Genomic DNA, 12348 nt, shown 5'->3' on the forward strand with positions numbered 1-12348 from the left:
CCGAGGTGGTGCGCGCCCGGCTGCCTCATCCGCATGCCGGGCGAGAGTTGCTGTCCTTCATAGGGATTCGGGTACGTCGATCACCCACTTCCCCTGAAGGTCGGGCCATCGGGACATGACCTCCGGCAACAGGTCGGGCAGGGTCAGCAGCACCCGATCCGGCTGCGCGGCAACGAGTTCCGCCGGAGACAGGATCGGGATGTCGGTGCCGGGCATGCGACGGCCCTGCTTGCCCGGGGAGGCATCGGCCACCCCGGCCAGTACTCCGCGATGCGCACCCGCCAGATGCAGCAGGGCGACTGCCCGCGAGGCGGCCCCATACGCGTAAACCGATCTGCCGGACGCGGTTTGGGCCTCGAGCCAGGTGCGGAGGGCCCGCGCCTGGCGGTCGGCGGCGTGCTGCAGCCCACGCACCACCTCGGGGTCCGCCACTATCGCCTCGGCGGCGCGGATCCGCGCGATGGCGGGGCCGGGATCGGCGGGCGCGTGCACGGCCGCCACCAGCACGGTGCCGCCGTAGAGCGGGAACTCCCACGCCGTCACCGGCACCAGCCCGGCCGCGCGCAGCAGGCCCTGCAGGGAATCCATCGTGTAGTAGGCGAAATGCCCGTGCCGCAACGCGTTCCACTGCCCCTGCCGCACAATGGCGTGCAAGGAGTGGAACTGCAGCAGCAGCACCCCGCCGAGCGCGGTGGCCGCCGCCCGCTGCGCGAAGGCAACCCGCTGATGGGGCTCGTGCATGATGCCGAAGCAGTCGATCACCACATCGGCGGGCCCGTCGGTGACAAGGTATCCGCGCTCGGTCAGCAACGGCAGCCAGCTGCCTCCGTGCGGACTGCCGAACTCCCGTACCGTGCCGCGGCCGGGCAGCCAACCCGCCGCGGCTACCTGGGCCAGCGCGTCCGCCGCCTGATCCCGCAGTGCCTGTGGTTCCACGCCGCGCGGTTCGGCGGTGACCGTATCGTCTTCGGCCAGCTGGGCCAGCCCGCACGCGGCACACAGATCCATGGCGAGCGGATGCGCCGCCTCGTCCGCCTTGCCCGCCGAGTCCAGCCTCGGAAAGTCGTCTGCCGCAGGCATTTTCCCGAGGTCCAGCACCCGCACCAGCGGCCCCGTCCCGCAGCCGCGGCACCCGTACGGCGGTGGGCCGCTCATGGCACCATGACCTGGTGCGTATCGAAGCGGCCGACCTCGCCGACGTCCTGATCCTCATCCCGCAGCCGTTCCGCGACGATCGCGGCCTGTTCACCCGTACCTTCGACGCCGAGGAGTTCGATGCCCACCTCGGCACGCCCGGGCTGTCGGCGAGTTTCGTGCAGGACTCGCAGTCCCGCTCGCACCGGGGCGTGGTGCGCGGCATGCACGGCCGCGCTGGGCGCGGTGAGGCCAAGCTGGTGCGCTGCGCGCACGGCGCGGTCCACGACGTGCTCGTCGACATTCGTCCGCAGTCGCCGACCTTCGGCCGTCAGCAGGCATTCCTGCTGGACGACACCGACTTCCGGCACCTCTACATCCCGCCGGGCTTCCTGCACGGCTTCCAGGCGCTCACCGACGTGGCCGATGTCTGCTACCGCATCGACCGGCCGCACGACCCGGCCGAGGACCTGGGCGTCGCCTACGACGACCCGGACCTGGCCATCGGCTGGCCGCAGCCGGTGACCGTGGTGTCGGAGCGGGACGCGGGCGCGGGTTCGTGGCGTGAGCTGCTCGCCGCCCCTCACCTCATACCCCGGTCCTGATCCGGCGCAGGTCGTCGTCGAGTGCCCCGGCCGCTTTCAGCGACTCGAGGTGCGCCAGGCGCGTGAAGCGCTGGAAGAAGGCCTCCGAGGTGAGCCCGCGCGCGGTGTACTCGCGGTACAGCTCCGCCGCGCCGTCGGGAATGCTCCATTGCGCCTCGAAGCCCAGTTCCTTTCGGGCCTGGGCGAAATCGACCCGGTAGGACCGCGGGTCCGCGCCGCTCTCGCCGGTGATGGCCAACGTGGATTCCGGGACCACGTCGACCACCGCCTGCGCGATCTGCGCGACGGTCAGGTTGTTGGCCTCGGTGCCGACGTTGTAGGCGCGGCAGTGGATTGCCTCGATCGGGGCTTCCAGACAGGTGGCGAACGCCTGCGCGATGTCCTGCGCGTGCACCAGCGGCCGCCACGGGGTGCCGTCGGAGAGGACCTTCACCTCACCGGTCAGCACGGCGTACCCGACCAGATTGTTGAGCACGATGTCGGCGCGCAGCCGCGGCGAGAACCCGAACGCGGTGGCGTTGCGCAGGAATACAGGGGAGAAGCCGGAGTCGGCGATGGCGGCCACATCGTCCTCGACCCGGACCTTCGACTCGGCGTAGGGGGTGAGCGGACGCAGCGGCGCGTCCTCGGTCACCAGGCCGTCGCCGGCCGCCCCGTACACCGAACACGTGGAGGCGTACAGGAACCGGCGCACTCCGGCCGCTTTCGCCAGCCGGGCCAGCCGCACCGACGCGTGATGGTTGATGTCGTAGGTGATCTGCGGCGCCAGCGCGCCCAGCGGATCGTTCGACAGCGCCGCCAGATGCACCACGGCGTCGAAGCCCGCCAGTTGTTCGGCCGTCACATCGCGCAGGTCCACACTGAGGGTGGGTGGTGCGGGCGGCGCCGCACCGAGCACGCATTCGGCGAAATAGCCGCTGTCCAAGCCGGTCACCTCGTGACCGGCCGCCTGTAGCCGCGGCACCATGACGGTGCCCAGATATCCCTGATGCCCCGTGACGAGCACGCGCATTACTATGCACCTCCGAAAGTGATGGTGGCCTTCTCGAGCAGAAACGCCTCGGCGTGCCGGGCGCGGCACTGCACCCCGCGCAGCCGGGACAGGGCCAGGAAGGACTGCTCGTCGAACCAGTCCCGATTGTGTTGCGAGGGATAATGTTTCAGCAACAGCGCGGCCTTGCGCTCCGCGCAGCCGGCGGGCAGCGGATGGAACACCGCCGGCTGCGGGGTGTCGTTCTCCCACTTGAGGATCTCGTACCCCAGGATCAGGTGGTCGCGGAACTCGGTGGGCGTCAGCTCGGCCAGCAGCCGGTGGTCCTGATGGGCGTCCGCACGCTGCGGCGCGAACACCACCTGGGCCGAGCTGTCGCGGCGCAGCGCTCCCACCGCGTCCTTGACCCGGGCCCAGTGCGCGGGTGCGTAACCGTCCGGCACATCGAGGATCCGCAGGTCGAGATCCGCTCCAGGACAGAATGATTCGAGTGCGGCGCGCTCCTCGTCGGCGCGCTCGGTGCCCGCGCCCGCCAGCACCAGAGCCCGTACCCGCAGGCCCGGCACGGACTCGGCCAGTGTCAGCAGGGTCCCGCCCAGGCCGATGGCGAGGTCGTCGCAGTGCGCCGCCAGCAGCGCGATCTCGGTGATCGCGCCGGTGTCCAGTCGGATCATGCGCTGCGCTGCTCCCACACCATCCACGGGCGGTCGCCCTGGAGATAGCCGGCATCCAGTTCGGCACGCTCCTTGAAGGTGTCGGCGGGCTTCCAGAAGCCGTGATGCTGATAGCCGAACAGCCGGCCCTGCGCGGCCAGCGCACCGCAGGCGTCCTCCACCAGATCCCCGCCGGCCGGCAGATGGTCGAAGATCTCCTGCGTCAGCACGAAATAGCCGCCGTTCTCCCAGATGGGCAGCCGCGAGACCGGGATGATGTTCTTGACCTCACCGGCGGAGTTCACGTCCACGCAGTGGAACGAGGACTGCGGCGGCACGATCATCATGGAGGCCGCGGCCCCGGAATTCTGGAACTGGCCGATCATTTCGTCCAGCGGGGCGTCGGTGAGCACGTCGGCGTAGTTGGCCAGGAAGTAGCGCTCGCCCTCGAGGTGGCCGCGCACCCGGCGCAGCCGCTCACCGATGGGCGACTCCACCCCGGTGTCGACGAAGGTGATGGTCCAGTCGCTGATGTCGGACTGCAGCAGCTCCACCTTGCCGCCGCGGATGACGAAGTCGTTGGAGACCGACTCCTGGTAGGTGAGGAAGAAGTTCTTGATGTGGGCGGCGCCGTATCCGAGGCACAGCACGAAGTCCTTGTGGCCGAAATGCGCGTAGTAGCGCATGACATGCCAGATCAGCGGGCGCGGGCCCACCATCTGCATCGGCTTGGGGATCATGTCCTCGGTGCCGTTGCGCATCCGCATGCCGTAACCGCCGCAGAACAGTACGACCTTCACTTCGCTTGCCTTTCTGGCTGTGTGGATGCGGCGGCGTCGTCGAACGTCGCATGATGGAGGTGAGGGAGCGGGTAGACGATCTCGCCACCCCAGCCCCTGACATGGCGCAGCTGTGCGGTGATCTCCCGTTCCAGATTCCAGGGCAGCACCAGCACCACATCGGGGCGGTCGGCGTCGATCCGCTCCGGTTCGTGTATCGGGATGCGCGTGCCGGGTGTGAACCGCCCGTGCTTGTAGGGGTTGCGGTCGACGGTGTACTCGAGCAGGTCGGTGCGGATGCCGCAGTAGTTGAGCAGGGTGTTGCCCTTGCCGGGGGCGCCGTAGCCCACCACGCGCTTGCCGGATGCCTTGGCGTCCAGCAGGAATCGCAGTAGATCCTGGCGCACGCGCTCGGTGTCGGGACGCAGTTCCAGGTAGCCGGCGACCTCGTGCAGACCGGCGTCGGCCTCGAGGCGCAGGACTTCCGCGACCCGTGCGGTCGGCGTACCGACACCCTCGGGGCGAGCCCAGACGCGCAGCGAACCACCATGTGTGCCAAGCAGTTCGCAGTCCACCACGGCCAGGCCGGCGGTCGCCAGGGCGCGCTGGGCCGACAGCAGCGTGTAGTACTGGAAGTGCTCGTGATAGATGGTGTCGAACTGGGCCAGCGCCACCAGGTTGAGGGCGTGGTGCACCTCGATGGACAGCCAGCCGTCGTCGGCCATGAGTGCGCGCAGCGACCGGGTGAAACCGAGCAGGTCGGGGATGTGGGCGTAGACATTGTTGGCCACCACCAGGTTTGCCGGTCCGTGGCCGGTGCGCACCCGGGCGGCCAGCTCCTCGTCGAGGAAGGCCGTCTCGGTGGGTACGCCCTTGTTCCGTGCTGCCGCACCGACATTCACTGAAGGCTCGATGCCCAGGCACGGGATGCCGGCGGCGACGGCGTGCTGCAGGAGATAGCCGTCGTTGCTCGCCACCTCAATTATGAAACTATTCTCAGTCAGACTTAGCTGCATGATTGCTTCGGCGACGAAGAGTTTCGCGTGCCGCACCCAGCTGTCCGAAAACGAGGAAAAGTAGGCATATTCCGTGAACGTTTCCTCCGGCGTGATGAGCGCCGGAATCTGTAGCAGCAGACAGTTTTCGCAGAGCCTCAGGTGCAGCGGATATGTCGGTTCCGGCAGATCCAGTTCGCCGGCGGTGAGAAATTTTTCGCAGGGCGGCGTCGCGCCCAGATCGAGAACGCTGCGCAGCAGATCGGAGTGGCACAGACGGCATTGCACGAAGTTCCCCACCTTTCACCGAGTTCGGGCTGCCGGCGCAGCGCCGCACGACCTCTGGTCGGCTCGGTCCGGCCTTACGTTACAACAGGATTGGGTGGTGTTCGGAGGCCCGAGCAAGTGACCGATAGTGCCAAGGCAACCGGTTTTCTGCGACCCGCAGAACGGCGCGTCCGGTCGGCAACCGTTCGGGCCCTGCGGCGCACGGGTTTCGACCAGCTCACACGGCGTATCTTGTGTAGTGCAACCTGCGATTTTGCGAATAGGGAAAATAGGGGGAGAGGTGGGGATGCCGGTCGTCTCGGTATCCGTTACTTTCCGGAAACGTTGTCGCCGTACGTGATACAACATGCGCGACGCCCGAGGTGTGTAACATTCGGCATCTGGCCACCGAAACACTCGGCGGCCGCTTCGGTTGTCATGGTCCTGAAAGCCCTTGGGAAACCGGCGTCAGCCCGTAGTGGAACTGATCAGCGGGGATCGGAACCGAGTTCTCCCGTGGGGGAGGTGCGTTCGTTTCATGAGTTACGAAATCTCCGCCGGTCGCGCCGTGCGCGCGCACCGGCCGCCGCGACCTGAGCCGCGCTCGGATCGTGAACGCTGGCAAGCGGATTACGCGCGTCGGCTATTTATTAGCGACTTGATCGTTTTAGTACTTTTCGTTGGATTTGCCCAATGGATTCGCTTCGGCGGTGCGGGGATGGAGCCGCCGTTGGCCTCCCAACTGCCGCTGGATGTGCGCTACACCATGGTGTCGGCGGTGCTGGTGCTGGCGTGGTCGATCACGCTGACCCTCAGCGGAACTCGTTCGCCGCGCGTAATCGGAAGTGGCACAGAGGAATACCGGCGCGTGGTGGCGGCGTCGCTGAAGTTGTTCGGCGGCATAGCCATTGTGTCGCTGTTGCTCCGGGTCGACATCGCCCGCGGCTATCTCGCCATCGCCCTGCCGCTCGGCATGATCGGACTGATGGTGGAGCGGCGACTGTGGCGGCGCTGGGTGGCCGCGCGCCGCGCCCGCGGCGACTTCCGCACCGCCATGCTCGTGGTCGGCAGCCCGGAGGCGGCCCGCGCCATGGTTGCGGCCTTCTCCCGGGACCGTGACTCCGGATATCAGGTGATCGGGGTGTGCACCCGCGACGAGGGGGCGCTCACGGACTCCGCGCTGGAGGTCGGTGGCAGCGAAATCCCGGTTGTCGCAGACGATCATGCCGTGATCGAGGCCGTCCGGCGTACTGGGGCCGACACCGTCGCGGTCACCGCCACCGACAATCTCGGCCCGGCCGACTTCCGTCGGATGGCCTGGGAACTGGATGAGCTGGGCGCGGAACTGATCGTGACACCGGGTCTGGTCGACATCGCCGGCACCCGGCTCACCCACCGGGTGGTCGCCTCCATGCCCATGCTGCACGTGGAGAAGCCGCAGTACGACCGCGCGAAGTCGATTCGCAAGGGTGTGTTCGACTTCTGTTTCGCCGTTGCGGCCCTGCTGGCCATCGCCCCGGTGCTGGCAGTGATCGCGCTCGCGGTGAAGGTCGACAGCCGCGGTCCGGTCTTCTACCTCTCCGAGCGGATCGGGCGGGACGGGCGGCCCTTCCGAATGATCAAGTTCCGCAGCATGTACGCCGACGCCGAGGCGCACATCAACGCGCTCATCGAGAGCAACGGCGGAAACCCGCTGTTCTTCAAGGTGCGCGACGACCCGCGGGTCACCTCGGTGGGCAAGCTGATCCGCAAGTACTCGCTCGACGAGCTCCCGCAGTTCTTCAATGTGCTGCGCGGCGAGATGAGCATCGTCGGCCCGCGGCCCCAGGTCCAGCGCGAGGTCGACTCCTACGACGGCGTCATGCGCCGTCGCCTGCTGGTGAAACCCGGCGTCACCGGTCTCTGGCAGGTCAGTGGCCGCTCCGACCTGACCCCCGAGGACGCCATGCGCCTCGACCTCTCCTATGTCGAGAACTGGTCCATGGTCCTGGATCTGCTGCTGATCGCCAAGACGATCGGCGCGGTGACCAGGGGCGAGGGCGCGTACTGACGCGAGGAAACCGAGCCCGCGGGCGCACACCGCCGACACGGTGCGCGCCTCGGCGAATCTCCTGCTACCGGTTGGGTTCTCACCATTTCCGCTCCCGTGGCAGACTTTCCGCGGACAGCCGCTCGGGGGAAGGATGATGGTGGAACTGGTACTCGCGGTCGGGGCTTCCGACGATGACGTCGAGGAGCTGCACTCGCTGTTCGAGGCGCTGGTCGAGGATGACGAACTGCGGCCGGCCCGCAAGTCGATCGAGCGATCGGCCACCCGGACCGGGACACTCGGGGCGGAGGAGACCATCCGGATCGTCGTGGACTCGGCCGCGCTGTGTACCGCGCTGTCCACCTGTGTCGTCGCGTGGCTGCGGATGCGGCGTCCGAAACTGCGGTTGATGGTCACCGGCGCGGACGGCGCGAGCGCCGAGATCGACGCTACGGGCGCGCGGGCGGTGGATCAGGTGCACGTGCGCGAGGTCATCGAACTGGTGCGCCGATCCGGTCCCGTGGAGCGCGGAGCGGTGGATGACGCTTCCTGATCCGGAAGCGACCCGTGCGGTTCTCATCGGGACCGCGAACTACCACTCGGACTCGGGCTTCGAGTCGTTCCCGGAGATAGCGGCGAGCCTCGCGGACTTCGCCGAGTTCCTGCGGACCGCAACGGGAATCCCGGAGCGGCACATCGAGGTGGTCCTCGATCCCTCGGACGGCCCCGCCATGGCGGCCCGCGTCACCGCGGCGGCACAGGCTGCCACGGGGTTGCTGATCGTCTACTACGTCGGTCACGGCGCCGTTGTCGACAACCAGCTTCACCTGACGCACACCGGATCCCGTGCCGACGAGGCGGACGTGACCGCCCTGGCGTACGCCATCCTGCGGGCGCGCATCAAGAAGGAAGCGCGCGGTCCCGTCGTCGTCATCCTCGACTGCTGCCACAGCGGCAAGGCCTTCGGGCGCGATGTGCTGGCCGCGGACGGCGACGCCCTCAGCGCCGCCACCGACATCGACGGCGCCTTCGTCCTGACCGCCACCGACGAGAAGTCCAAGTTCGCCCTCGCCAAGGGCGAGGGCGGCCGCACCGCCTTCACCGCGATGATGCTCGACATCCTCCGCACCGGGATGCCGACGAACGATCGATACCTCACGATGTCGGTGCTGTACCGCGAACTCCGCGACCGGCTGCCCGCTGCCAGCCTGCCCAAACCCAAAGCGCTGGAACGGGGTACGGCCGGGCGCGTGGCCCTGGCCGTCAACCCGCTGTGGTCGGGCCGGACCGAGTCTCCCGGGCTCCCACCCGCGGTCGCCACCGCGTACACGGCACAGATCCGCGACCTCGCCCCGTCGGACGGACTGCTCGACCGCGACACGGAGCTCGCCGAACTCGCCGACTTCTGCCACGGTAACGAGCCCTACGTGTGGTGGCAGGCCGGGCCCTGGGCCGGCAAGACCGCGCTGATGACCTGGTTCGCCCTGCACCCGCCGCCGAAGGTGCGCGTGGTGTCGTTCTTCATCACCTCTCGGCTGGCCGCGCAGGACGACCACAACGCGTTCACCGACGCTGTACTGGAACAGCTTTCGGCGCTCCTGCCGGATCAGGCCGCCGCGGTGGCGAGCGGGACCGTCAATCGGGACGCGCAGCGCCGGCATCTGCTCGCCCTGGCCGCGCAACGGGCGGACGAGAGCGGCGAACGGATCGTGCTGCTGGTGGACGGGCTCGACGAGGACCGCGGCAACCCCAGCATCGCCTCGCTGCTGCCGAAACGACCCCGGCCGGCCCTTCGGGTCCTCGTCTCCGGGCGGCCGAATCCCGCCCTGCCGCTGGATGTTCCGGCCAGTCATCCACTCCACCACTGCCGCCGCCGCGAAGTCGGCCGGTCCCGAGCGGCTTTCGACACCATCCAGGCCGCGCGCCTGGAGCTGCGTGGCATCCTGTACTCCGACAACGACCGGGAGATCCTCGGCCTGATCACCGCGGCGCACGGACTGACCGGGGCCGAACTCGAGGATCTGACGGGTCTGCCCCCGTTCCGGATCGAGCGCATCCTGTCCGGCGTCACCGGCCGCACCTTCCGTGCGCAGTTCAGCCGATTCGCGCCCGGCCAGATCAATCTGCTCGCGCACGAGACACTGCAACAGGAGGCCGAAACCGCCCTGGGCCGTGCGCTTCTCGACGAGTACCGTGACCGGATCCACGCCTGGGCGGCCAACTACCGGAACCAGGGTTGGCCGAGCGGTACGCCGCCCTATCTGCTCACCCGGTATTTCTCCATGCTGCGCGCACAAGGTGACACGGCGCGCATGACCGACCTGGCACTCGACACCGCGCGTCACGATCGGCTGCTACTGCTCACCGGCAGCGACCAGATCGCGCGGACCGAGATCGACACGGTGTCGGGAGTGTGGCTGGCGCAGCGGGATCCGGACCTGCTCGCGGTGAGTGAGCTTGCCATGCGGCGGCACCGCCTGACGCAGCGCGGCCGGGACATTCCCGTCGAATTGCCCGCCGCACTGGCGCGAATGGGGGAGCTCGATCGTGCGCGGAGCCTGGCGGACGGCATGCTGCAGCCGAGTCGCCGCTTGCGGGCGAGGATCGGCGTGGTCTGCACACAGCTGCTCCCCGGCGAATCGCATCGCAACCTGGCCCTCATCGACTCGCTGCGAGAATCGGACACGCCTGCCCTGAGCGACCCTCACCTCGCGCACCTCACCGAGGCCCTGATCGCCGCAGCCGATATCGAGGGCGCGGAGCGGCTCGCCGACGAGATCACCACACCCAGGGAACGGGTTCGCGTTCTGGCGCAGCTGATTTCGGTCTGGCGGCCGGTGGGAAGGCGTGCGGCGGTCGAGGCCGCGATGACCGAGATCGGCCGGCACGTCCAGTCGGCGGGACCGGCGCACCGGGTCGAGGTCTACCAGCACGCCGTGCGTGCCTACGCGGCGATCGGCGATCTCGACCGCGCGAACGAACTGGGCGCCGCCGCGGGTGTCGAGCTGCGAGTGACGGCACTGTGCGCTATCGCGCGATCACTGGTATCGCAGGGCAACTCGGAATCCGCCTCGGGCTACGTGCGGTCGGCGTTGTCGGCGGCACAGGAGATCGTCGGCCTGGTGACGCGGTCGCAGCTGTTGGCATCGATCGCCGCGGATCTGGTCGCGGCGGGGTTCGGCGACGACTTACGGGCACAGGTTGACGACGTCGAGGCCGGAATCGCCGGATATTCGCGGCTCGCGGCGCATTCGGCGGTCGTACACCTGGTCGAGTGCCTGGTGACGCTCGGGGAGCCGGATCGCATCCTCGCGCTCGGCCGCCGGTTCGTCCGCGGGACGGACGCTCTCACTGTGTCGACCAGCGCATTGACGGCCTTCCTGGCCGCGGATCGGCCTGCGGATGCCCGGCGGCTCGCCGCGGAGATCGAACTCCGCGCGTATCAGCGCGTCGATCCGCGCGAGCGAGATCTCGCGCTCTACCACGTGGTCCGGGCACTAGCCATCGCCGGGGAGACGCTCCGCGCGGGTACGGTGGCCGATCTCATCACGGGCGCGGAGCACCGGTTCCTGGCTTTCGCCTATCTGGGGACGCGATCCTCCGAAACCGCCGCGCGCGCAAGCGTTTTCCTCAACCGGTCGGTGACTGCTGTGCACGCCATGCTCGCCCGGCCCAGCAACGGAGAAATGAGCGTCATCGGGAACTTCGCCCCCACCGTCTTCGCCACCGACTGGCTCGGTGACGATCACGTCTCCGACTCGCACACACCGGTGGCCGAACTGGTGCGAAGCCTGCTTGTCAGGGGCGCGTACGGCAGCGCACGCGAGCTCGCTGATCGGGTCACGGCGCTGTATGCGGCGTCGATTCGTCCCCTCGACGGTCTGGCCCGGGGGCTCGGCGGCCTTGCGGCGGTATTCGTCGAAACGGGGCACGCCGACGACGCGCGACTGCTGATCGACCGGATCGCCGGTCTCCCAGGACGGTTGGTCGTGCTACGTACCATCGTCGAGGAGGTCGGTGTCGATCTGGCCGCACCGATCGTCGCACCGCTGCTCGACGACGGAGGCCGGACGGTGGCGGTCGGCGCTGCGCTCGGCACGCTCCCGAATCGGGTGAATCGGGCATTGCTCGCCGCGGCGCTCGGCGATGCCCGCGGCGTGGCTCGGCTGTCGGACGACCCGGGACGCCTCGAACTCGGTGACCAGCGTGTGATGTCGGCGCTCGCGACGGCACGAGCCCGTGCGGGTGCGGTCGGTGAGGCCGTGGCGATCGCAGCGGGCCTCACCGATGATTTCGCCCGGTCCGTCGCGTACCGGGAGGTTGTGGCCGCGCAGGTGCGCGCGGGACGTGAGCTGAGCGCGCTGGACTACTGTGATCGAATTCCATTGGCCGGTGAGCGAATCGGCGCGCTCGCGCAGGTCGTTCCGGCGCTGGCGGCGAACATCGGGGCCGAGCGCGCGCGGACGACACTGTCGGCGGCAATTGACCTGCTCGAGCGGATCCCGCGTGCCGATGTCCGCGACCGCGCGGTCGCGCCGCTGGTCGACGCCGCCCTGGCGATCGGAGCGGTCGGGGATGCGCTCGAACTCGCGCGCACAACCGCGACCGGCGTGCGTGTCCGCCTCCTCGCGCGGATCGCGGATGCCCTCGTCCGGACCTACGGCGACCTGCCGCCCGCCGAGCAGGGCTCTGCCCGCCGCCGCATCCGCCGGGTGCTCGCCGAGGTGTGGAGCCTCGCCGCCTGGTACTCGGTACTGGACACCGTCGCCCGATTCGACCCCGTCCTGCTGGTCGGCATCGCCGACGAGGCGATGCGGCTGGACTGGCAGGAGCGCCGGGCAAATCAAATGAACGCTATTTAGTAATAGGTGTTCACAAACGGGGGTGTGGTGTGG

The 12348-nt window shown here is 68.7% G+C and carries 9 protein-coding genes; 4 read left to right on the forward strand and 5 right to left on the reverse strand.

What is annotated here, in order from left to right; all coding sequences use genetic code 11:
* Nucleotides 1-57: 57 nt before the first annotated feature.
* Nucleotides 58-1155: a class I SAM-dependent methyltransferase gene (locus tag ON33_RS08255; RefSeq protein ID WP_040857172.1), complete on the reverse strand. Its 1098-nt coding sequence runs from the start codon at nucleotides 1153-1155 to the stop codon at nucleotides 58-60.
* A gap of 14 nt (nucleotides 1156-1169) precedes the next feature.
* Between ON33_RS08255 and rfbC the strand changes: the two genes are divergently transcribed.
* Complete coding sequence (gene rfbC, locus ON33_RS08260; protein ID WP_040857173.1) at nucleotides 1170-1739, forward strand: dTDP-4-dehydrorhamnose 3,5-epimerase; 570 nt, start codon at nucleotides 1170-1172, stop codon at nucleotides 1737-1739.
* On the opposite strand, the gene ON33_RS08265 is transcribed toward rfbC, so the two are convergent.
* From ON33_RS08265 to ON33_RS08280, 4 genes are read right to left on the reverse strand one after another with little or no spacing between them, the layout of a single operon-like run.
* The gene (locus tag ON33_RS08265; RefSeq protein WP_040857174.1) at nucleotides 1723-2751 is read right to left on the reverse strand and encodes an NAD-dependent epimerase/dehydratase family protein; all 1029 of its coding nucleotides are present in this window, start codon (nucleotides 2749-2751) and stop codon (nucleotides 1723-1725) included. The genes rfbC and ON33_RS08265 overlap by 17 nt on opposite strands.
* A 2-nt stretch (nucleotides 2752-2753) precedes the next feature.
* Nucleotides 2754-3404 carry a PIG-L deacetylase family protein gene (locus ON33_RS08270; RefSeq protein ID WP_040857175.1) on the reverse strand — a complete coding sequence of 217 codons (651 nt, stop codon included), beginning with the start codon at nucleotides 3402-3404 and terminating at the stop codon, nucleotides 2754-2756.
* Nucleotides 3401-4183, reverse strand: a complete 783-nt coding sequence (locus tag ON33_RS08275; protein WP_040857176.1) for a glycosyltransferase family protein — start codon at nucleotides 4181-4183, stop codon at nucleotides 3401-3403. The genes ON33_RS08270 and ON33_RS08275 overlap by 4 nt, the downstream gene beginning before the upstream one ends.
* On the reverse strand, nucleotides 4180-5445 hold the full coding sequence (locus ON33_RS08280) for a class I SAM-dependent methyltransferase (RefSeq protein ID WP_051151828.1): 1266 nt from the start codon (nucleotides 5443-5445) through the stop codon (nucleotides 4180-4182). The genes ON33_RS08275 and ON33_RS08280 overlap by 4 nt, the downstream gene beginning before the upstream one ends.
* Nucleotides 5446-5962: 517 nt before the next feature.
* On the opposite strand from ON33_RS08280, the gene ON33_RS08285 reads away from it, so the two are divergent.
* The 3 genes from ON33_RS08285 to ON33_RS38065 all read left to right on the forward strand — a co-directional run bounded on the left by ON33_RS08285 (nucleotide 5963) and on the right by ON33_RS38065 (nucleotide 12315).
* A complete protein-coding gene (locus ON33_RS08285; RefSeq protein WP_040857177.1) occupies nucleotides 5963-7474 on the forward strand; it encodes a sugar transferase in 1512 nt (503 codons plus the stop codon).
* 136 nt (nucleotides 7475-7610) lie between these two features.
* Complete coding sequence (locus ON33_RS08290; RefSeq protein ID WP_157184452.1) at nucleotides 7611-8006, forward strand: effector-associated constant component EACC1; 396 nt, start codon at nucleotides 7611-7613, stop codon at nucleotides 8004-8006.
* Nucleotides 7993-12315: a caspase, EACC1-associated type gene (locus tag ON33_RS38065; protein WP_051151801.1), complete on the forward strand. Its 4323-nt coding sequence runs from the start codon at nucleotides 7993-7995 to the stop codon at nucleotides 12313-12315. Before ON33_RS08290 ends, ON33_RS38065 begins: the two co-directional genes overlap by 14 nt.
* The last annotated feature ends 33 nt before the right edge of the window (nucleotides 12316-12348 follow it).

This window comes from Nocardia niigatensis NBRC 100131 (genome assembly GCF_000308655.1).
Classification (GTDB): Bacteria; Actinomycetota; Actinomycetes; order Mycobacteriales; family Mycobacteriaceae; genus Nocardia; species Nocardia niigatensis.

What these genes read in the sequence shown, in the direction of transcription:
- ON33_RS08255 (WP_040857172.1), bottom strand. Translation starts at nt 1,155, where the DNA reads ATGAGCGGCCCACCGCCGTACGGGTGCCGCGGCTGCGGGACGGGGCCG.
- ON33_RS08265 (WP_040857174.1), bottom strand. Translation starts at nt 2,751, where the DNA reads ATGCGCGTGCTCGTCACGGGGCATCAGGGATATCTGGGCACCGTCATG.
- ON33_RS08270 (WP_040857175.1), bottom strand. Translation starts at nt 3,404, where the DNA reads ATGATCCGACTGGACACCGGCGCGATCACCGAGATCGCGCTGCTGGCG.
- ON33_RS08285 (WP_040857177.1), top strand. Translation starts at nt 5,963, where the DNA reads ATGAGTTACGAAATCTCCGCCGGTCGCGCCGTGCGCGCGCACCGGCCG.
- ON33_RS08290 (WP_157184452.1), top strand. Translation starts at nt 7,611, where the DNA reads ATGGTGGAACTGGTACTCGCGGTCGGGGCTTCCGACGATGACGTCGAG.
- ON33_RS38065 (WP_051151801.1), top strand. Translation starts at nt 7,993, where the DNA reads ATGACGCTTCCTGATCCGGAAGCGACCCGTGCGGTTCTCATCGGGACC.